Annotated in this window: 15 protein-coding genes; 3 read left to right on the forward strand and 12 right to left on the reverse strand. The window is 70.8% G+C overall.

Annotated elements, in window-relative coordinates; genetic code table 11:
- Positions 1-162 precede the first annotated feature (162 nt).
- Genes DEFCA_RS0102125 through lexA form a run of 4 tightly spaced genes read right to left on the reverse strand, consistent with a single transcriptional unit; the run spans position 163 to position 6,008 of the window.
- On the reverse strand, positions 163-3,330 hold the full coding sequence (locus DEFCA_RS0102125; protein ID WP_025321399.1) for an error-prone DNA polymerase: 3,168 nt from the start codon (positions 3,328-3,330) through the stop codon (positions 163-165).
- A gap of 32 nt (positions 3,331-3,362) precedes the next feature.
- Positions 3,363-4,799, reverse strand: coding sequence for a Y-family DNA polymerase (locus DEFCA_RS0102130; RefSeq protein WP_025321400.1), 1,437 nt, complete (start codon positions 4,797-4,799; stop codon positions 3,363-3,365).
- Positions 4,777-5,409, reverse strand: coding sequence for a P-loop NTPase family protein (locus DEFCA_RS0102135; RefSeq protein WP_025321401.1), 633 nt, complete (start codon positions 5,407-5,409; stop codon positions 4,777-4,779). The genes DEFCA_RS0102130 and DEFCA_RS0102135 overlap by 23 nt, the downstream gene beginning before the upstream one ends.
- A complete protein-coding gene (gene lexA / locus DEFCA_RS0102140; RefSeq protein ID WP_025321402.1) occupies positions 5,406-6,008 on the reverse strand; it encodes a transcriptional repressor LexA in 603 nt (200 codons plus the stop codon). Before lexA ends, DEFCA_RS0102135 begins: the two co-directional genes overlap by 4 nt.
- A 224-nt stretch (positions 6,009-6,232) precedes the next feature.
- Here lexA and DEFCA_RS0102145 point away from each other — a divergent pair, with 224 nt between their 5' ends.
- Positions 6,233-7,705: a sigma-54 interaction domain-containing protein gene (locus DEFCA_RS0102145; RefSeq protein ID WP_025321403.1), complete on the forward strand. Its 1,473-nt coding sequence runs from the start codon at positions 6,233-6,235 to the stop codon at positions 7,703-7,705.
- A gap of 454 nt (positions 7,706-8,159) precedes the next feature.
- Here the strand turns inward: DEFCA_RS0102145 and DEFCA_RS0102150 are convergent, their stop codons facing one another.
- From DEFCA_RS0102150 to DEFCA_RS0102170, 5 genes are all read right to left on the reverse strand, one after another.
- Positions 8,160-8,966 carry a methyltetrahydrofolate cobalamin methyltransferase gene (locus DEFCA_RS0102150; RefSeq protein WP_025321404.1) on the reverse strand — a complete coding sequence of 269 codons (807 nt, stop codon included), beginning with the start codon at positions 8,964-8,966 and terminating at the stop codon, positions 8,160-8,162.
- Between the two features lie 250 nt (positions 8,967-9,216).
- Entirely contained in the window at positions 9,217-9,843 is a 627-nt protein-coding gene (locus tag DEFCA_RS0102155) for a corrinoid protein (protein WP_025321405.1), read from the reverse strand.
- Between the two features lie 15 nt (positions 9,844-9,858).
- Entirely contained in the window at positions 9,859-11,370 is a 1,512-nt protein-coding gene (locus DEFCA_RS0102160) for a BCCT family transporter (protein ID WP_029733412.1), read from the reverse strand.
- A gap of 10 nt (positions 11,371-11,380) precedes the next feature.
- Positions 11,381-12,844, reverse strand: coding sequence for a trimethylamine methyltransferase family protein (locus tag DEFCA_RS0102165; protein ID WP_281173802.1), 1,464 nt, complete (start codon positions 12,842-12,844; stop codon positions 11,381-11,383).
- Positions 12,841-14,370 carry a BCCT family transporter gene (locus DEFCA_RS0102170; protein WP_025321408.1) on the reverse strand — a complete coding sequence of 510 codons (1,530 nt, stop codon included), beginning with the start codon at positions 14,368-14,370 and terminating at the stop codon, positions 12,841-12,843. Before DEFCA_RS0102170 ends, DEFCA_RS0102165 begins: the two co-directional genes overlap by 4 nt.
- Positions 14,371-14,871: 501 nt before the next feature.
- On the opposite strand from DEFCA_RS0102170, the gene DEFCA_RS0102175 reads away from it, so the two are divergent.
- Entirely contained in the window at positions 14,872-16,554 is a 1,683-nt protein-coding gene (locus tag DEFCA_RS0102175) for an ASKHA domain-containing protein (protein WP_025321409.1), read from the forward strand.
- Between the two features lie 96 nt (positions 16,555-16,650).
- Here the strand turns inward: DEFCA_RS0102175 and DEFCA_RS0102180 are convergent, their stop codons facing one another.
- The 3 genes from DEFCA_RS0102180 to DEFCA_RS0102190 are packed head-to-tail and all read right to left on the reverse strand — an operon-like array spanning position 16,651 to position 20,477.
- Positions 16,651-18,006, reverse strand: a complete 1,356-nt coding sequence (locus DEFCA_RS0102180) for a sigma-54-dependent transcriptional regulator (protein WP_025321410.1) — start codon at positions 18,004-18,006, stop codon at positions 16,651-16,653.
- Entirely contained in the window at positions 18,006-19,208 is a 1,203-nt protein-coding gene (locus DEFCA_RS0102185; protein ID WP_025321411.1) for a two-component system sensor histidine kinase NtrB, read from the reverse strand. The genes DEFCA_RS0102180 and DEFCA_RS0102185 overlap by 1 nt, the downstream gene beginning before the upstream one ends.
- Before the next feature lie 9 nt (positions 19,209-19,217).
- Positions 19,218-20,477: an iron-containing alcohol dehydrogenase gene (locus DEFCA_RS0102190; protein WP_245693414.1), complete on the reverse strand. Its 1,260-nt coding sequence runs from the start codon at positions 20,475-20,477 to the stop codon at positions 19,218-19,220.
- A gap of 310 nt (positions 20,478-20,787) precedes the next feature.
- On the opposite strand from DEFCA_RS0102190, the gene DEFCA_RS0102195 reads away from it, so the two are divergent.
- Positions 20,788-21,060 (forward strand): DUF4242 domain-containing protein, encoded by a 273-nt coding sequence (locus tag DEFCA_RS0102195; RefSeq protein ID WP_025321413.1) that lies wholly within the window; start codon positions 20,788-20,790, stop codon positions 21,058-21,060.
- Positions 21,061-21,255 lie beyond the last annotated feature (195 nt).

The raw sequence follows: 21,255 nt of genomic DNA on the forward strand, positions 1-21,255 counted from the left end.
CCATGGCACAGGGGTGAGGGTGCCCGGGGGCGCAGGGACAGGGAAATGGGGCGGTGCAGCGGCTCCGCGAGCGGTTCGCGGGCGTGGAGACCATCGGGCTGTGGGTCGGCGACGACCGGCGGGTGCGGGAGATCCCGGCAGGGGAGGGGCGGTGACCGGCCCTCAGTGGAAGTCCCGGCTGGGTGCGGTCTCGGGATGGGCGGGCAGGGGCGGGCGCCACAGCCGATCGGCCACCAGGTGCACCACGCCTTCCCGCGACTCCACCCGGCCGCTCACCCCCAGGACCGGCGCTGCCGCCACGAGCGCGGCGTGGCGCTCGATCACCCGCTTCCACACCACCACGTTCACGAACCCGGTCTCGTCCTCCAGGGTGAGGAACACGGTGCCGCCCGCGGTCCCGGGCCGCTGCCGGCAGATCACGACGCCGGCGTAGGACGCCCGGGTCCCGTGGGGGAGCCGGGCCAGGGTGCGGGCGTCGGGCAGGCCCCGTTCCCGGAGCCACGGCCGCAGGGGCTCCAGGGGATGGGCCCGGGGGCTCAGGCCCGAGGCCCGGTAGTCCCAGGCCACCGCCTCCGAGGAGCTGAGGGCCGCGAGGGGCGGGGCGGGCTCCGGGCCGAGGGGGAGCGCGGGGCGGCGGCTCGATCCGGCGCCTTTCGCGGCCCACAGGGCCCGACGCCGGCCCCGGCACAGGCCTTCGAGGGCCCCGGCCTCGGCGAGCCGGCGCAGCGCGTTCCGGCCGAGGCCGGTGCGCCGCGCCAGGTCCTCCACCGAGGCGAAGGGCTGTTCGCGCCGGGCCCGCTCGATGCGGGGCCAGTCCCGGGTGGGGGACAGCCCCTTCACGTACCGCAGACCCAGCCGCACGGCGTAGCAGGTCCTAGTGGAGAGGTGCCGGGCTGGCCCGGCGCGGACTCCAGAGCCCATGTCTCCTGTCTTCTGTCCTCTGGCTTCTGACTTCTGAAGTGTGCAGTCCCAGTCGCTGAACCGCACGTCCACGGGAAGGATCTCCAGGCCGTGGCGTTTGGCGTCGTCCACGATGGTGGCCGGCGAGTAGAACCCCAGGGGCTGGGCGTTCAGCAGGGCGCAGGTGAACACGTCGGGGTGGTGGCACCGGAGCCAGGCCGTGGCGTAGGCGATCAGGGCGAAGCTCGCCGCGTGGCTCTCGGGGAACCCGTACTCCCCGAACCCCCGGATCTGCTCGAACACCTGTTCGGCGAACCGCCGCTCGATCCCCTTGGCGGTCATGCGCGCGATCAGCCGCTCGCGGTGGCGCTCGATCCGGCCGTGCCGGCGCCAGGCGGCCATGTCGCGCCGGAGCTGGTCGGCCTCGCCCGGGGTGTAGTCGGCCGCCACCACGGCGAGCCGCATCACCTGCTCCTGGAACAGGGGCACCCCCAGGGTCTTGGCCAGCACGGGCTCCAGGCACGGGTGGGGGTAGGTCACGGGCTCCTCGCCCCGCCGCCGCCGGAGGTAGGGGTGGACCATGCCGCCGGTGATCGGCCCGGGCCGCACGATGCTCACCTGGATCACCAGGTCGTAGTACGACCGGGGCCGGAGCCGCGGCAGCATGGACATCTGGGCCCGGCTCTCGATCTGGAACACCCCCACGGTGTCGGCCCGGCCGATCATGTCGAAGGTGGCCGGGTCGTCCGGGGGGATGCGGTCCAGGGAGAGCTCCACCCCGCGGTGCTCCCGCAGCAGCCGGAAGCACCGGTCCAGAAGGGTCAGGGCCCCCAGGCCCAGGAGATCCACCTTGAACAGACCCAGGTCCTCCAGGTCCTCCTTGTCCCACTGGATCACGGTGCGGCCCGGCCGGGCCGCGTTCTCCACGGGCACCAGGTCGCGGACCGGCTCGTGGCCCAGGAGGAACCCGCCGGGGTGGATGGAGAGGTGGCGGGGAAACCCCTGGATCTCCCCCACCAGCCGCCGGAGGAGGGCGTGCAGGGGATTCCCGGGGTCGAGCCCGGGGCCCTGCCACGGGTCCCCGTCCCCGCCGCGGGACGGCACGAGCCGGGCGAGCCGGTCCACCGCCGTGGCGGGCAGGCCCAGGGCCCGGCCCACGTCCCGCACGGCCGACCGGGCCCGGTACCGGATCACGTTGGCCACCATGGCGGCCCGATCCCGGCCGTAGCGCTTGTACACGTGGCGGATCACCTCCTCCCGGCGCTCGTGCATGATGTCCAGGTCGATGTCCGGGGGCTCGGCCCGCTCCCGGGAGAGGAACCGCTCGAACAGGAGCTCCACCCGGGTGGGGTCCACGGCCGTGATGCCCAGGCAGTAGCACACCGCCGAGTTGGCGGCCGAGCCCCGGCCCTGGCACAGGATTCCCCGCTCCCGGCAGAACCGCACGATCTCCCACATGGTGAGGAAGTAGCCCGGGTAGTCGAGCTCCTCAATCAGGGCGAGCTCCCGCTCGATCTGGTCGCGCACCCGGGCCGGCACCCGACCGCCGAACCGCTGCCGGGCCCCCTCCCAGGTGAGCCGCCCCAGGAGGTCGGCCGAGGTGGTGCCGTCGGGAAGCCGCTCGGCAGGGTAGCGGTAGCGGATCTCCGCAAGGGAGAAGGCGCACCGCTCGGCCACCTCCAGGGTGCGGGCCACCGCGGCCGGGTCGTCGGCGAACCGCTCGCGGAAGGACGGCGGGGCCTTGAGGTCGTGCCCGGCGTTGGGCTTGAGGCGGGTGCCGGCGGCCTGCACGGCGAGGCCGTGGCGGATGGCGGTGAGCACGTCCTGGAGCGGCCGGCGGTCCGGGGTGGGGTAGAGCACCTCCACCGCGGCGACCACCGGCAGGCCCAGCCGGCGGGCCCGCTCCCGGAGCCGGGCCTCCTGGGCCGGCTCGTCGGCCCGGCGGTGGCGGGCCACCAGGGCGTAGAGCCGGTCGCCGAAGGCCTCTTGCAGCAGGTCGGGCATGGGGCCGGGGTCCGCCTCCCGCACCAGCAGGCTCCGGTCACCGCCCCACAGGGCCACCAGGCCCGGGGCGTGCTCGCACACCTCGGCCCAGGTGACCCGGCTCGTCCCCTTCGGGCTCCGGAGCCGGCCCCGGGTGAGGAGCCGGCAGAGGTGAGCGTACCCGGCCCGGTCGGCGGCCAGGAGCACCAGGGTGGAGTCCGGCTCGCCGGGCCCCGGCCCGGCCACCGTGACCTCGGCCCCCACCAGGAGCTTCACCCCCAACTCCCGGGCCCGCACGTGGGCCCGGACGACCCCGTACACCCCGTCCCGGTCGGTGACCGCCACCGCCGGGAGCCCCAGGCCGTGGGCCCGCTCCACCAGCTCCTCGGGGTGGGCCGCCCCCTCCAGGAACGAGTAGTTGCTCTTGCACCACAGGGGAACGTACATGGGGGGCCTACCCTCCCGGCGGCCAGCCGACCTCACTCCACCGTGCCCTGCCGGAACCACCGGCCCCGGGCCCGGTCGTGGAACGCCCACAGGATCTCGCCGCCGGCCAGACGGACGAAGCGGTACTCCCGGTGCGTCCCCCGGCCCCACCAGCCCCCGCTCACCCCGTAGCCGCCCCGCGTCTGGCCGGCCGGCTCCGCCAGGGGCGCGGGCCGGTCCAGGATCCGGCGGACCAGGGGGCGGAGCGCCACCTGCCGGGGCCGGGCCGGGGGGAGGTCCTCCAGGGGCTCCCAGGCGAACCGGGCCTCGGGAAGGTGCCGGTCTGCCAGCCGGGCCCGCACCACGGCCCCCTCTCCCAGTTCGGCCCGGACCCGGGCCAGGGCCTGCAGGGCCGCCTTCGGGTCCCGCCGGGGGGCGGCCTGGAACAGGCCGGCCTGGGTCGGCCGGGCCGGCACGGCCCGGCCGGAGAGGACCACCTCCTCCACCCCGGCGGGGACGCCTGCCCCGGCCAGGCGAAGGTGCACCAGGTTCATGAGCTGGCGAGCGTCCCGGGTGGGCGCGGCGGGCCGGAGCCGCTCGGTTCGCACCGCGCCCCCCTCCAGCCGCAGGTGGATTCCCAGCTCCGCCAGCAGCATCCCCCGGCCCCCCATCCGGCCCAGCAGGTCGTCCAGGAGGCCCTTGATCCGGAACACCAGCCGGTGCAGGTCGGCCTCGGGCGGCTCGATCACCGCGCCCACCCGCAGGGGCTCGGGCGGGGCGATGGGCTGGAGGGGAAGCTCCCCCCGGCCCGAGACGAACCGGTGGAGCGCCGAGGCCGCCGGGCCGAACCGCTCCGCGAGCGAGGCCGCCGGAAGGGCCAGGAGGTCCCCGGCGGTGCGCACCCCCAGGGCCCCCAGCTCCGCCGCCAGGCCCGAGTCTGCGCCGAGCCGCGCAAGGGGCGCCCCCCGCACCGCGGCCGCCTCCTCGCCGGGGCTCCGGAGTACCCGGATCCGGGCCCTTCCGGAGCGCACGGCCGCCAGGGCGCCGCACCGGGTGAACCCCACGGCCACCCGGCCGGCCAGGCCCAGCCCGGCCAGCTCCCGCCGGATCCCGGCCGCCCACCGGGCCGGCTCGGGATGGAGCCGGCCCAGGCCGGAGGCGTCGAGCCAGAACACGCCGGGGTCCCGGTCCCAGGGCTCCACGCCGGGGGTGAACCGCAGGAGCCGCCGCAGGATCCGGTCCCTCCAGCGGGCCACCTCGGCCGGGGGCACCGCGGCCGCCCGCAGCCCCGGCGCCGCGGCCAGGGCGGTCACGTAGCGCATGCCCGGCGCCACCCCCTGGTGCCGGGCCCGGGCGTTGGCCCACAGGACCCGGCCGTGGGGGTGGTCCCGGTCCACCACGGCCACGGGCCCCGTGGCCCAGCCCGGCCGCCGGAGCACGAGGACCTGGAGCGGCAGGGCCGGCACCTCAACGCAGGCCGTCCGGTCCACGGCACACCTCCCCGTGGCCCCAGCCCGGGAGCCGTCGCTTGTCCCGTAGCACCCGCACCCGGCACCGGAACCGGCCGGGCCCCAGCGGCTCCCGCACCGCCTCGGCCCGCACCGCCACCAGCGAGCCCAGCGAGGGCGCGCCGGCGGGCTTGCGGGTCAGGAACAGCACGAGCATCCGGTGCTCTCCGGCGAGCCCGGCCAGCCGCCCCTGGGCCGCCGCCGGCACCCGGGGCTCCTCCCCCAGGTCCACCACCACGAGCCCGAACCCCCCGGACCGGGCCAGCAGCTCCGCCGCCCGCAGGGCCTGGCGGGCGTCCCGGGCCCGCACCACGGCCAGGGCCTCCAGGTCCACGCCCCCCTCGGCCGCGTCGGGCGGGTAGAAGGAGCTCCCGGCCGGGGTGATCCAGGCCGCGGGCTCGCCCCGGCGCTGGGCGTCGAGCACCAGGGAGAAGGCCAGGGTGAGGGCGGCCGAGGCCCCCCGGGCCGAGAGCTCGGCCAGCCGGCCGGCCAGGGTCGGGAGCTCCCACCGGGCCGGGGGAAGCTTCTCCTCCAGCCGGGCCGCGGGCACCACGGGGATGCGGGCCAGGGCGCCGGCGGGCCTCGGGCTCACTCCAGCCTCCTGCGCACCTCGACCACCTTGCCCAGGATCTCCACCTCGCCCGGGGCGGGCACGATGGGGGCGAAGGCCGGGTTCTCGGGCAGGAGCTCGACCCGGCCGGACCGGGTGCGCAGGCGCTTCACCGTGGCCTCGTCCCCCACCCGGGCCACCACGATGTCGCCGTCCCGGGCCTCGGGCTGGCGCCGCACGACCACCAGGTCCCCCGGCAGGATGCCCGCGCCGGTCATGCTCTCGCCCCGGACCCGCAGGGCGAACAGGTCCTCGCCCCGGCCGCGGGTCTCCACGGGCAGGTAGCCCTCGGCCTCCTCCACCGCCGTGTCCAGGGGCCCGGCCGGCACCCGGCCCAGCAGGGGCACGAGCACGGTGGAGCCCGGGTGCCCGGGCAGGCGGTACCCCCGGGCCCGGCCCCGCTCCACCACCAGCCTGCCCTCGGCCACCAGCCGCTCCAGGTGGGCCCGGGCCGTCTGGACCGCCCGGAACCCCAGGGCCTCCTGCACCTCCCGTACCGTGGGGGGCCGGCCGGCGAGGATCCGGTCCCGCACGAACTCGAACACCTTCTGCCGGGTCTCCCCCGGCCGCGTGCGCGGCATGGTCGACCTCCTGGAGAGGGATGGGTCCTCTGTATAGCAGACAAATGTATGCTTGGCAACCGCCCCCCATTCCGCCGTGACGGCGGGCCGCCGAGCAGAGGTGTCGAGTGCCCCCGGGGAGATCCGGGGCTCCGGGATGGGCCGAGATCCGGTCCTTTGCGGGCCGAACCCGCCGGTTGGTACCATGGCCCGCCCCGCCCCCCACCGAATCCACCGGAGACGGCATGCCCAAGGCCAAGTTCCGAGACCCAGCCGACCGGGAGGCGTTTCTGCGCTCGGTGGTGAACTACCTGGACATCCTGGAGTCGTTCGACGAGGGGGTGATCCTGACCGACCGGGACGGCCGGATCGCCTTCTACAACGCCACCCAGGCCCGCATCGACCAGACCGACCGCGACGAGGTGATCGGGCTCAAGACCACCGAGCTGTATCAGCTCACCGACGAGACCAGCCTGATCATGCGCTGCCTGCTCAGCCGGCGGCCGGTCGTGAACCAGCACCTCGTGTACCGCACCCGGTACGGCCGCATCGCCAACACGATCTGCAGCGTGTTCCCGCTGTTCGACGCCCGGGGGGAGCTGGTGGGATCCGCGTGCTTCGTGCGCGACTACCACCTCGTGGAGCAGACCGTGACGTCGATCTGCAGCCACACCCTCGAGCACCCGGGGAGCGAGGCCCGGCCCGGCCGCCGGTTCACCTTCGACGACCTCATCGGAGAGCACCCTTCCTTCCGTCGGATCGTCCAGACCGCCAAGACCGCAGCCCTCACGCCCTCGGCCGTGATGCTCCACGGCGAGACCGGCACCGGCAAGGAGCTCTTCGCCCAGGCGATCCATGGATTCGGACCCTGGAAGGGCGCGCCCTACGTCGCGATCAACTGCGCGGCGATCCCCGAGAACCTCTTGGAGGGGCTCCTCTTCGGCACGGTTCGGGGCGCGTTCACCGGCGCGGTGGACCGGCCCGGCCTGTTCGAGAAGGCGAACGGCGGGGTCCTGTTCCTCGACGAGGTGAACTCGATGCCCCTCGGGCTCCAGGCCAAGCTCTTGCGGGTCCTCCAGGAGAAGAGGGTCCGCAGGGTGGGGTCGCTCGAGGAGCGGCCGATCGCCGTGAAGCTTCTCAGTTCGGTGAACGAGGACCCCCACGCCGCCGTGGAGGCCGGCCGGATGCGCGTCGACCTCTTCTACCGCCTGGGGGTGGTGTTCCTCCGGATCCCGCCCCTCCGGGAGCGCCGCAGCGACATCCCGGTGCTGGCCCGGTTCTTCGTGGCCCGGTCCAACCGGGAGCTGGGCCGGCACGTGGAGGCGGTGGCGGACGAGGTGATGGACCTCTTCCTCGAGTACCCCTGGCCCGGCAACGTCCGCGAGCTCGAGCACGTGATCGAGGGGGCCATGAACGTGGTGGGCGAGCGGGACCGGCTGGAGATGGGGGACCTGCCGCCGTACCTGCTGAGGGCCCGGCCGCCGGCGCGCGCCGCGCCTCCCGAGCCGGAAGCGGAAAGGGGAGGGACCTTCGACCTGAAGGAGGCGCAGCGGGCCGCCGAGCGCGGGGCCATCCGTCGGGCCCTCGAGGCCGAGGAGGGGAACCTCACCCGTGCGGCCGAGCGGCTCGGCATCTCCCGCCAGCTGCTGAGCTACAAGCTGAAGCGCCACGGCATCCGCCGGGAGGAGTTCCGTACCCGGAACCGGCGGCCCGGCTGACCCGGCTCGTCACACGGCGACCCTCACCCACACGCCGGCCCCGGCACCAGGGGATCACACGGATCGGACGGGGCCCGCCGCGAGGGGCAGGAGCCCCTGGCGCAGAGCCGGCAGGGAACGATGGCGATTCCGGCGGGGAAAAAGGGCCCCGGGCCGGCGGAGGCCGGCCCGGGCGGAGGGAATGCGGGTCATACCAAGTTGCCATCCATCGGATCCGAAGCCGGGGGCGGGGCAAGGGACCTGGCTGCGGCCGGGCGCGAAGCCAGGCATTGAGATTCGCCGCGTAGGCACAGGGCGGGCGAGCCGGCTCCATGGCAACCCACTGGAACCCGCACCATCTCGCAGTCCAGACGCCGGAGGCGCTGCGCGGCGAGCCAAGGGGCCGCACCCGGCTCTCCGCCAGGCCCCTTGCCCCTCTGGCCAGGGGGCCACCAGTTCTAAAGGCGACTTGGTATCAGAGGTCTGCGAAGCGTTTCGCCCGAAAGGCCTTGAGGTAGTTCATGCAGTAGCCGTCGCGGCCGGCCAGGGTCTCGGCCGCCACGATCTGGGCCATCATCCGCCGGTCCAGGGGGTTCACGATCGCCCCGTCCAGCCCCTTGGCGATGGCCATGACCATGAAGGTCTGGTTGAGGAGCTTCCGTTCCGGAAGCCCGTAGCTGATGTTGGAAAGCCCGCACATCGTGTGGATGCCCGGGAACCGGCCCCGGATCGCCTCCACCGCGTTCAGGAACTCCACCCCGAAGTCGCTGCGGGTCGAAAGGGGCTGGACCAGGGGATCCACGAAGATGTTCCCCACGCCCACCCCGGCTTGGACGAGCCCGTTCACGAGCCGGTCGGCGATCGCCAGCCGCTGGTCCGTGGTCTCGGGCATGCCCTCGTCGCTCATGCACAGGGCCACCACCTTCAGCTCGGTGCCGGCAATGAGGGGCAGCAGGGCCTCGTAGCGGTCCTTCTCCAGGCTGATCGAGTTGATCATGGCGGGCTCGGGGCCCCGGTGGACGGCGAGGGCCGCCTCGATGGCCCTGGGGTCGGGGCTGTCGAGGCAGCAGGGGGTGTCCACCTCGGACTGCACGGTCTCCACGAGCCAGCGCAGGTAGTCGGCCTCCTGGCCCACGAAGATGCCGGCGTTCACGTCGATGTAGTCGGCCCCGGCGTCGTGCTGGTCCCGGGCCACCTGGGCGATGGCCCGGGCGTCGCGGGCCTCGATGGCCGGTGCGATCGCCTTGCGGCTGGCGTTGATGAGCTCTCCGACGATGATCATGGGACTCCTCCGTCCGGGCTAGTGTCATGCTCTGCAAGTTCGTGCATTTCCCGAGGCGGTGGGGCCGGGGGCCCCTCTTTCGCTGAACGGCCTCGCAGGGGCCGCCTCGGCTCGGTCCGCTGCGGCGCGTGAGAGCACGCGCCGCGGCCGCTCCCCTGCACCGGGCGGCCCGGGCTGCTCGGCCGTCGCGCTTCGTCGGAGCCCCCGGCCCCACCGCTGCAATCCGTAAACCTTTTTGCGGAACGGGACACTAGGCCGCGATCAGGCGGCGGGCCAGTTCCACGGCGCCGGGGGCGTCCTCGCTGTAGCCGTCGGCCCCGATCTTCCGGGCGAAGGCCTCCGTGACCGGAGCGCCTCCGACCATGGTCCGAATGGCCAGCCCGTTGTCCCGGATGGCCTTCACCGTGGCCTCCATGGCCGGCATGGTGGTGGTGAGCAGCGCCGACATGCACACGATCTGGGCCTGGTGCTCTGCGGCCGCGGCGAGGAACCTGTCGGTGTCCACGTCGACCCCAAGGTCGATCACCTGGAACCCGGCGCCCTCGAGCATCATGGCCACGAGGTTCTTGCCGATGTCGTGGAGGTCGCCCTTCACGGTGCCGATCACCAGGGTCCCCTTGGGCTGGGCGTCGTCCGCGCCCAGCCGGGGCCGGAGCACCTCGAGCCCTGCCTTCATGGCCTGGGCGGCCATGAGCATCTCGGGCACGAACAGCTCGCCTTCGCTGAACTTCTGGCCCACCTCGTCCATGGCTGCGATGAGCCCTTGGTTGAGCACCGAGTGCACGTCGGAGCCGGCGTCCAGCTCGGCCCGCACCAGCTCGGCCACGCGATCCTCGTCAAACTCCAGCACGGCATCGTAGATGTCTTGGACGGCCATTGGTCTCTCCTTCGGTCAAGGGTTGGGTGGGGAGGTACGGATCTCCTCCCACATGTCTCGGACGGTGGCTGCGAGGAGCAGCACCATTACGGCGAGAAACGGCAGGGAGCCCACGATCGAGGCGGTCTGGAGCGCGTTGAGCCCCCCGGCGTACACGAGAACGGCGGCCACGGCCCCCAGGGTCGCCCCCCAGAACACGATGAGCCGGCGGCTTGCCCGCTCGGCGCCGCCCGTGGAGAAGGTGCTCACCACGTAGGTGGCCGAGTCGGCCGAGGTGATGAAGAACGAGGCGATCAGGAGGTTCGCCAGGGCGGTTAGGAGCCCGTAATGGGGCAGCTGGCGGAGGGTCCCGAACAGGGCGCTCTCCACGGCGGTCTGCACCATCCTCGCGATGGCCCCGCCCTGGGCCAGGTCGATGTGCACGGCGGTGCCGCCCAGGGCCGACGCAAAGGCGAACGAGAACAGGGACGGCAGCACCATGACCCCGATCACGAACTCGCGCACGGTTCGGCCCCGGGAGATGCGGGCGATGAACGCGCCGACGAACGGCGCCCAGGCGACCCACCAGGCCCAGTAGAACACGGTCCACGCGCGGGTCCACTCGGGGTTCCCGAACAGGGTCGTGCTCGTGGACAGCGGCACGATGTCCCGCAGGTAGTCTGCCAGGGCCCGGCCGAAGGTCGCGGCGAGGGCCCGGGTGGGCCCGTAGGCCAGGAAGAACCCCAGGAGCGTGAGCATCAGGAGCACGTTCAGGTTCGACAGCAGCTTGATGCCCCGGTTCACCCCGCTCACGGCCGATGCGATGAACAAGAGCGTGATCACGCCGATCACGGCGAGCGTGGTGCCCGCCCCGCCGGGCAGGCCAGCGCTCAGGTGGAGCCCGCTCGTGATCTGGAGGGCGCCGAGCCCCAGCGAGGTCACGACCCCCATCACCGTGGCCCAGATCGCGAGCACGTCCACCACCACCCCGGGCCATCCCTCGGCCCGGCGCCGGCCGATCAGCGGAGCCAGGCATCGGGAGACGAGGGCGGGCTCGCCCTTGCGGAAGTGGAAGTAGGCGATGGCCAGCCCCACCACCACGTAGGTGCCCCAGGCGTGCACGCCCCAGTGGAAGAAGAAGATCTTGAAGGCGAGCCGGGCCGCCTCGGGGGTGCCGGACGGCCCCGTGGGGGGCGAGGTGAAGTGGGTCATGGGCTCGGCGACCGACCAGAACACCAGCCCGATGCCCATGCCGGCGGAGAAGAGCATGGCGAACCAGCTCGTCCGGCTGAACTCGGGAGGCTCGTCGTCCCGGCCCAGGCGGATTCGGCCGAGGGGCGAGAGGGCCAGGACCAGCCCGGCCCCCACGAACAGGCTCACGAGCCCCAGGTAGAGCCCCCCGAGGTGTGTCGTGACGGCCTGGAGGACCCCGTTGGCCGCCCCACCGGTGGCCTCGGGCGCCAGGGCACCGGCCAGGAGGAACGGCAGCACCAGCAGGGCCGCGCCCCAGAACACCCTGCGGTCGATCCGGGAGTCGAGCCAACGCATCCGGGTCTCCTCACGTCCCGCGCTTGCGGGTCTCCACGTAGGCGGCCAGGTCCCGCTCCACGGCCGGGTCGATGTCGGGCTTCCGGTACCGGGCCAGGCGCTCCTCCACCGCCCGGGCGGCGCGGCGGGCCGCGTCCAGGCCGCCGGCCTGCTTCCAGCCCTCGTGGCTGGCCCGGTTCGCCAGCTTGGGCAGGAAGAACTCGGTGCGGCACAGTTTGAACGTCTTGGGCTGGGTCAGGTACTGGCCGCCGATCCCGACCTGCTGGATGGTGGGCAGGTCGATCGCTTCATCGGTCACGGCCACGGGCGAGGTGATCTTGCGGACCATGCCGCACAGCTCCTCGTCCAGCAGGAACTTCTCGAAGCTCATCGCAATGTACGACCCCAGGATGCCGGCGGAGTGGAGCACGAAGTTCACGCCGTTTCGCACCGTGGTCAGAAGGGAGAGGGCCGACTCCATGCCCGCCTGGGCGTCGGGCACGTGGCTGTCGGTCAGGGCGCCGCCGCTTCGGCAGGGCAGCCCGTAGAACCGGGCCATCTGTGCCGCGGCCGACACGAACATCGGGTACTCCGGGGCGCCGATCGAGAGGCCGCCGCTGCGCATGTCCATGGCCGACGAGGTGGAGCCGTACACGACCGGGGTGCCGGGGTTCACCAGCTGGGCCAGGGTGATGCCGGCCAGGATCTCGGCGTTCTGGAGCGCGAGCACCCCGGCCTGGGTCACCGGCCCCGACGACCCGGCCATGATCAGGGCGGCCACGACGCAGGGCTGCCCGTACCGGGCCAGCTCGATGAGGCTCGCGGCCATCTCCTCGGAGAACTGCAGGGGGGAGAGGGAGTTGATCAGCGAGATCGTCACCGGTTTGTTCCGGATCGCCTCGGTGCCGCCCCAGATCCGGCCGGCCATCTCCAGGGTGTCCCGCGCGCCCTGCCGGGACACCGGGGCCCCCATGAACGCCTTGTCGCACAGGACGATGCTCGAAAAGAGCATGTCCAGGTGGGCGGTGTCGCTCGGCACGTCCGACGGCTCCACCATCATGAACCCGTTCATGTCCAGGTACGGGGAGGTCTGGATGAGCTTGCAGAACCGGTTGTAGTCCTCAAGAGTCGCCTCCCGCTGGACCCCTTCGGCCGTCGCCACGAACGGAGCGCCGTAGCCGGGGGCCAGGACGAAGTCGTCCCCGCCCACGGCCACGTCGTGCTCGGGGTTGCGGGCGTGGATCACGAACCGGCCGGGCGCGGTCTCCAGGGCGGCGCGGACATCGGCCTCGGTGAGCCGGACAACCTTGCCGTCCACGCTCTTGCCGTGCTTCTCGAAGATCTCCAGGGCCTCGGGCTCGTTGAACGCCACCCCCGTGCTGGCCAGAAGCTCCATGGAGGCGTCGTGGAGCCGTAGAAGCTCCTCGGGTGTGAACTCGTGCATGCGGTCGTGCATGGATCGGATCTCCTCTTCGTGACGTCGCGGCCGCCTCAGGCAGCCCTTTGGGTGACGGTGTCGGTCGTCATCTCCCGGCGGTAGCGCGAAAGCCCCCGGAACGTGCCGTAGATCACGGCCAGCAGCAGGAACATCAGGGGGAACGCCGTGGCGATCGAGGCGGTCTGGATCGCCTTGAGGCTTCCGGTGCCGGCCAGCACCGCGGCCACCCCGCCCAGGGCGATGCCCCAGAAGGCCCTCAGGTTCCGGCTCGGGGTCTCGTGGCCCGACACGAACATGGCCAGGGCCATGGCGGCCGAGTTGGCGCTGGTCAGCACGAACACGCCCACGAGCACCACGAGGCCTACGGTGAGCACCTGGGTGAGGGGCAGGTGCCGGGCGATGGCGAAGATCGCGCTCTCCACGCCGTGGTCCGCGATGGTCTGGGTCACGTCCCAGTGGATGCCGGCCCCGCCGATCACGGCGTACCACAGGAAGTCGGCCAGGGTGGGCAGGATCAGGGTGGCGGCCACGGTCTGCCGGATGGTGCGGCCCTTGGAGATCCGGGCGATGAACATGGCCACGAACGGGGCCCAGCTCATCCACCAGGCCCAGTAGAACACGGTCCAGGCGCCGATCCACTTCTCGGCCGCCCCGGGCTCGGTGTAGAGGCTCAGACCCAGGAAGTTCTGAAGGTACTGGCCCAGGCTGTTGGTGAACAGGTCCATGAAGTACCGGGTGGGCCCCACCAGGAACACGAACAGCCACACCGCGATCGTGGCGTACATGCGCCAATCGGCCAGCAGCTTCACGCCCTTTTCGAGGCCCGTGTACACGGCCAGGGTGAACACGGCCGTCAGAACGCCGATGATCGCGTAGGTGCCCACGGTGCCCACGTCGAACCCGTATGCGAACTGGATGCCGCTCTTCATCTGCAGGGCCACCAGCCCGGTGGTGGTGGCCAGGCCCCCCAGGGTGGCGAACACGGCGAAGATGTCCAGTACCTTGCCCCAGACCCCGAAGATCCGGTCGCCCAGCACGTAGTAGAAGGCGCTCGAGAACCGGAACGGCAGGTCCTTGGTGTAGCAGGCGTGGGCCAGGGGGACCGTGAGCATGAGGTAGATGGCCCAGGCCGACAGCCCCCAGTGGAAGAACGACTGGGTCATGGCGTTGGCCGCGGCCTCGGGGGTCTTGGCCGCCCCCCCGAAGTACGGCGGCGGGGTCATGTAGTGGTAGGCCGGCTCGGCCGGCCCCCAGAAGATGATGCCGGCCGCGATGGCCGCCCCGAACAGCATGGCGAACCAGGAGAAGTTGGAGAACTCGGGCCGGTCGTCGGGTCTTCCGAGGCGCATCTTCCCCAGATCGGTGACCAGGAGCAGGAACGACGCGACCACGAGCAGGAAGGCGGTCAGGAGGTAGAGCCAACCCCACTGGGTGGTGGTCCAGGAGAACACGGCGTTGATGGTGTCGGAGAACGATGTGGGCGCCACCACGGCCCACAGGACGAAGGCGGCGGTGACCGCGGCCGACACCCCAAAGGTGATCGGGTCGAAGGGGCGGGCGGACGAACCACGGGGCTCCGGCATGGCGAACCTCCTCGAGATCGGGGAAACGGTCGGCCCTGCCGGGGAGCAAGCCCCGTGCCTCCCAAGGGCGTTGGGGTGGGGAGTCGCGCGAACCGGCCGGGAACAGCGCAAAAAAACAGGTTTTGGGACCCCCCAGGCCGGCCGGGCGGAGGGCGTGGAGTGCCGAAAAGATTTTTTCGTCTTCCCGGGGAACGGAAAAAGAGTTTGCGGCAAAAGTTTTTGCGGCGAGGCCCAAAGCCCCAGCCCGCCGGCCGCCCGGCCGCCCAGGGGCCGAAGGCCCCAGACCGGCGACCGTTGACCGTAGACCGACGACCGAAGTTCCATGGAAGCCCCCTTCGGCCCCGGGGGCCCTTACAACGGGGAAGGGTAACCTTAGTTGGTCCGGGGCCATTGCCGGCGGCGGGCATGGGGCCTGCTTCCGGCCGCGCGCGGCTCTCCAGCAGACCCCATGCCCCCCGAGGGCCCTCGGTTTGAACGCAACCCGATGTGACGAGGTATGGGATGACGACCTTCCGAATCGAACCGGGCGGCCGGACCGTGACGGCGCGGCCCGGAGAGACCCTGTGGCAGGCACTGCAGAGGGCGGGGCTCGCCCCGGACGCCCCGTGCGGGGGCAACGGCGTGTGCGGCGGGTGCCGGGTGAGGGTGCGCGGCTCCCGGCCCGCTCCGCCGACCCCCCACCGGAACCTGACCCCTGCGGATGGGGCGTCGGGGATCCGGCTCGCGTGCCGGCTGGTGCCGCAGGAAGGGTGGGTGGTGGAGCTCGTCGGGCCCGACGCCGCCGTGAAGATCGTCGAGGCCGGGGGCTGGGAGGGGCCTCCCGGGGAGCCGTGGGCCCGGGTGGAGGGGGCTTCCGGCGCCTGGGCCGTCCGGTTCGGCAGGGCCCGGCCGGTTCCCCTGCGGGTGTGGCACGAGGGATGGCGACCCCGGGGGGTCGCCATCGACCTCGGCACGACCACGCTCGTCGTGTCCCTGGTGGACCTCGGGTCCGGTCGGCGGCTCGCGTCTCGCAGCGGGCTGAACCCCCAGACGCGGTTCGGCCACGACGTGGTGAGCCGGATCTTGGCCGGTTCCCGGCCGGAGGGGCTCCGCACCCTTCGGGACCAGGTCCGGGCCGCGGTGCGCGGCCTCGTGGCCGGGTGCTGCCGGGACGCCGGCGTGGCCCCCGATGAGGTGCTGGAAGCGGTGGTGGGCGGCAACACCACCATGCTCCACCTGGCCCTCGGAAAGGATCCCGCCCCGCTCGGCCGGTTCCCGTTTCGGCACGGGCTGCGAACCGGTTGCACCCGCTCCCTTCGGCCCTGGCGGCTCGGGGTCAACCCGGCGGCCCGGCTCTACGTGCCGCCCGTGGCCCACGCCTTCGTGGGGAGCGACGTCACCGTGGGGCTCTGGGCCACGGGGTTCTTCCGGGCCGAACGGCCCGAGCTGTTCTTGGACGTGGGAACCAACGGCGAGGTGGCGCTGACGGCCGGCGGCCGGCGCCTGGTCACCTCGGCCGCGGCCGGGCCGGCGTTCGAGGGAATGGGGATCCGGTTCGGCATGCGGGCCGCGGCCGGTGCGATCGAGGGGGTGGGGTGGAACGGCCGCGACCTGGTGGTGCGCACCGTGGGCGGCGGGCCCGCCCGGGGGATCTGCGGAAGCGGGCTCGCCGACGCGGTGGCCGTCCTTCTGGACCTCGGCGTGATCGACCCGACGGGCAGGGTGCTCCGAAGGGAGGAGTTCGGGGGGGCGGCGGCGCTGCGGGAGCGGCTCCGGCTCCTGGAGGGCAAGCCGGCGGTACACCTGGCGAAGGGGGTGTACCTGACCCAGGCGGACGTGCGACAGGTTCAGCTGGCCAAGGCCGCGATTCGGGCGGCCGTGGACTGCCTGCTGGACGTTGCAGGGGTGGGGCCAGAGGCCCTGGGGCGGGTGGTCCTGGCCGGCGGGTTCGGCCGCCACCTGCGGCCCGAGGGCCTGGAGCGGATCGGCCTTCTTCCGCCGGGCCTCGTCTCGCGGGTGGTCTCCGCCGGGAACACCAGCCAGGCCGGGTGCGAGGCCCTGCTCCGGGACGCTCGGGCCCGCTCCCGTTTGAAGCGGGCGGTGCGGTCGCTGGAGCACGTGGGCCTGGCGGGGTCTCCGGGGTTCCAGGACCGCTTCCTGGCCGCGATGCGGTTCCCAACGATGTCAAAGCCCTGGATACTTTAGCCGGGCTTTTCGTCCGTAAGGGGCGATGGTCCCTACTCGTTCGCTCGGGGCTGGGTCTGATCCAGCCGGAAGGCCTGCCCCTCTGGGCAGGCCTTGCTAAAGATGAGGAGAACCTCGCAGCGCGTACTTCTCAATCTTTGCGTACAGGGTCTTTCGGTCCACACCCAGAATCTCCGCCGCTCGGCTCTTGTTCCAGTTGGTCGACTCTAGCACGGCTCGGATATGGTCCCGTTCTATCACCCACAGTGGCGACAGCCCGTGACGTCCGGAGGGGGACAGGGGCCGCGGGCCCGTTCCAAAGGGGAGTAGATCGGGAGTGAGCAGGGGACGCTCGGCAAGGATGCACGCCCGACGCACCACGTTCTTGAGCTCGCGGACGTTGCCCGGCCAGTGGTAGGCCTCCATGGCCCGAAGCGTCTCCGGGGCGACCACCCACTCCCCTCCTTTCCTGGGAGGGATCGAACGGAGAAAGTGATGGGTGAGGGGCTCGATGTCTGGGAGGCGTTCCCGCAACGGCGGCAGCCTCACGGCGAAAAGATTGATTCGATAATAGAGGTCTTCTCGAAACAGCCCCGACCGGACCCGCTCTTCCAGATTCCGGTTCGAAGCGAACATGAGCCGGACACTGACCCGGATGTCCCGGTTTCCCCCGAGACGTCGAAAGGTTTGGGTCTCGAGGACCCGCAACAGCTTCACCTGGACGTCCAGGGGCATCTCCGAGACTTCGTCCAGGAACAGGGTGCCCCCGTCTGCCAGTTCGAAGGCACCCACCCGGTTTTTCGTCGCGCCGGTGAATGCTCCTGCCGTGTGGCCAAACAGCTCGCTCTCCGCCGTGTGGACGTCCAGTCGGCCGCAGTTCACGGCCACGAAAGGGCGGTTGGCCCGGGAACTGCCGGCGTGGAGCGCCCGGGCCACCATCTCCTTGCCGGTCCCGCTCTCCCCCAGGATCAAGACCGGCTCCATGGTGTTCGCTACCCGCTCCACCAACTCTATCGTTTTCAGGAACGCCGGGCTCCTGCCGACCAAGAGATGTCCGGTAGATCGTTCCGCCTCGATTCGTAGGTTTATGTTCTGAAGGCGAAGTCGGTTTTTTTCGTGAGCCTTGTTTACGACCAGCTCGAGCTCGGCCAGCTTGATGGGTTTGGTCAGGTAGTCGTATGCCCCTAACTTGATGCATTCGACGGCCGATTCGATGGTCCCATGGCCGGTCAGTATGACGATCTCCGGGATGGTGGTTTCCCTTCTCATTTCCTTCAGCGTCTGAACCCCATCCAGACCGGGCATCCGGATATCGAGCAGGACCACGTTGAAGATCTCTTCGCGGTACCGGGCGAGCCCCTCTTCACCGTTCCGGGCGGTCTCCACCAGATGTCCGGACCGGCTGAACTCCTTGCTGAGAAGCCGGCGTAGGGGTTCCTCGTCGTCTACCACGAGGATTTTGGCACGGTCCATTACGGTGCCCCTCCCGCCGCCGGTAACACGACGGTGAATGTCGTCCCTCCGCCCACCTCGCTGTGGACTGAGATCTCGCCGCGGTGGCGTCGGACGATGTTGTAGCTCACCGAAAGGCCAAGCCCCAGTCCTTCCCCCACTCCTTTCGTGGTGAAAAAGGGATCCCAGATCCGCTCCAGCAGATCCTCAGGGATGCCCGGGCCGTTGTCCTCTACCTCGAACACCACCGAATACTCTTGCGGAAAGGCCCTGAGCTCGACCTTGCCTCCGCGTCCAACGGCTTGAAGGGCGTTTGTGGCCAGGTTCAGGATCACCTGGCGCAGGGCTGCCGGGTCTCCCTGCACACACGGAACCGCTGGGGCTGCCTCCACGTGAAGCTCCACGTCATGGTACCGGGCCATGTGGCCCAGGAGCTGGACCGCCTCGTCCATCAGCTGCCGAAGGTCCACCGGTCCTGAGCTGTGCTCGGACTTCCGGCTGAAACTCAGGAGGCTGTCAATGATCCCCTTGCACCGGTACACCTCGCGGACGATGACCTCCAGGTATTCGGGGAAGTCCTCCAGGCGAGGATCGGCCGCAAGCTCGGATTGATCCCGAAGCCGGCGTTGCAATGCCTCAGCGTACCCGGCTACCGAACTCAACGGGTTGTTGATCTCGTGGGCCACGCCGGCGGCAAGCACCCCCAGGCTCGTGAGCTTTTCCGCTTGGAGGAGTTGGAGCTCCCTCACCCTCTTTTCCGTCACGTCCCGCAAGAAGACCAGAGCCCGGGCGAATCGTCCGTCCGCATCCGCAATGGGGGTGGCCGTGGTCTCCAGGTACCTGGCGCCCTTAGGCCCTTCGATGGTGAGGGAGTCGTCCCGAACCTCGCCCCGCAGAGCGCCGGCCACCGGGCAGCCCGGGGCACCGCACTCCCTTGCCGGATGGAAAAACCGTCGGCAGGTGGCGGGCTCGGAGACCGCGTCGGGAAAGATCTCTGCCCACACGTGATTGGAGTACTGGAGGCGGCCGGCCGCGTCGAACACGGCGACCCCATCCTTGATGGCTCCGAAAACGGCCTGCAGCTCGTTGGTCCGGACGCGGAGATCCCGGTTGATGGCCTCGAGTTCACGGATCTTCTGCTTGACGTCCGCGTAGAATCCGATCTTCGAGCTCTCGAGCCCGAGCAGATGCTCCAGTTGGTTCTCATCGATTGGACGGTTCATCGTGTCCCGTCAAAATGCACGGACTAGGATCTCCTGCAGCTCCTCGGGGCCGGCCTCCCGAGGCGCGGTGAGAATGCACGTGTCCTCCACGGCCCGTTGGGCCACCAGGCTCAGATCCTCCTCACGGACGCCAAGTCGTCGCAGGGATCGAGGGGCTCCGGAGCGGTCGATGAGCAGGTCCACCTGTTCCTGGACGATCTCCGAGGCCCGGAACGCGTCCCCTTCGGAGCGGTGCCCCAAGCCCCAGGCGAGTTCCGGCAGTTTCTCCGTGACCGCGGAAAGATTGTATCGAATGACCTGGGGCAGCAGCACGGCGTTGATGCTTCCGTGTCCCACCCCGTAAAGGCCTCCGATCGGGTGAGCCAAGGCGTGGACGATCCCCAAAAGGGCGTTGGAAAACGCCATGCCCGCGTGGAGGCTGGCCCGCGCGAGATTTTCCAGATCTCCGTCCTTGCGTTCTCGAACCGCCGGCACGAGGCTCGCCGACAGAAGCCGGACGGCCCTGATCGCGTGTACGTCAGTGAGGCTGGTGGCCGCCACCGAAAAAAAGGCTTCCACAGCGTGGCTCAAGGCGTCGAACGCAGTGCTGCAGACGTACTCTTCTGGAAGCGTGCGGAGCGTGTCGGGATCGGTGAGGCTGATGTCAGGGGCCACGGTACGGCTCATGATGGTCATTTTGCAGCGCCGTTCGGTGTCGTTGATGATCGCAAACTGGGACACGTCCGATCCCGTGCCGCACGTCGTGGGGCACAACACGATGGGGGGCAGCGGTCTGTGTATGCGATCGGACCCCTCGTAGTCCTGGATCCTCCCTCCGTTCGCCGCCAGAATGGCGATGCCTTTGGCGGCGTCCATCGGGCTTCCGCCCCCCAACCCCACGATCACGTCGGCTCCCTGCCTCCGATACTCCTCGGCGCCTCGGGCCACCTCCACGTCCTTCGGGTTTTCGGTCACGTCGTCGAAGCAGACCACCTCTAGATCCGCTCTCTTGAGGCTCCGAATCGCCACGTCCGCCCACCCGGCCCGGCGTACGCCGGGGTCGGTCACGAGCAGGACCTTCCGTCCCCCAAGCCGGCGCGCGCAGAGCCCAACCCTCGAAAGGAGCCCGCGACCAAACACGATTTCTGGAACCTCGAACTTGTAGTGCGAGAGATAGGTCTTTCCCGCTTCCACGGTCGTTCCTCCCATTTCACTGTTGGGGGTCAAGGGTAGGAGACGAGAGGGTGACGTGCAAGTGGGGTGCCTGGGGTCGGGCCGGGTTCGGTTCATATCCTCCTGTTTTTACGAAAATATGCCTTCCATCGAGGGCCGAGCCTCCCCGTCTCTGTGGAGATGTTCCACACTGTCGAGAACCTCCCCATCGAGAGAACCCAATCCCCTCGGCTGATGCGAAACGGGGGTGTCCGGTTTCTCCACAGGCCCCATCCCCGAGGCCGAGGGCTCGGACATGGAAAGCCCGTGATCACGGGAAAAGAAGACCACGTTTGGTGCGGCACGCTACTTGCTCACCAGTGAGATGCAGCTCGCCCGGGGGCTCTTGCCCTCGCCGTCCACCCCACCAGTCCGTGGAGGTACGCCCATGCCAAAGTTTCTCATCGAGCGGGACATCCCAGGTGCCGGAAACCTTTCGCCTGCCGAACTTGCGGCGATCTCCAAGAAGTCTTGCGGGGTGCTGGCGGAGTTGGGGCCCAGGATCCAATGGGTCCACAGCTATGTCACGGATGACAAGGTCTACTGTGTGTACATCGCAGACAGCGAGGACACCGTTCGCCGCCACGCCGAACAGGGTGGGTTTCCCGCCGACCGTGTCTCGGTGGTGCGAGGGATCATCGATCCGACCACCGCGGAGTGAGCGGCAAGTGAGGGCCAACATCACGAAGGCGTTGCCCAGAACGTCGCGCGAGGCGAGAGCCGGCCGAGTCCGGGAGAGAAAGGAGGGTTGCTCACCCCCGAAGATCCGGAACACACCGGCGGGAAAGGGATCTTCGGGCGTTCCAGCCGGCCCCGAGTCCCGTGAACCCCGCCGCCCTTCCTATGAAGACGAGGC

It is taken from the genome of Deferrisoma camini S3R1 (assembly GCF_000526155.1).
GTDB lineage: Bacteria > Desulfobacterota > Deferrisomatia > Deferrisomatales > Deferrisomataceae > Deferrisoma > Deferrisoma camini.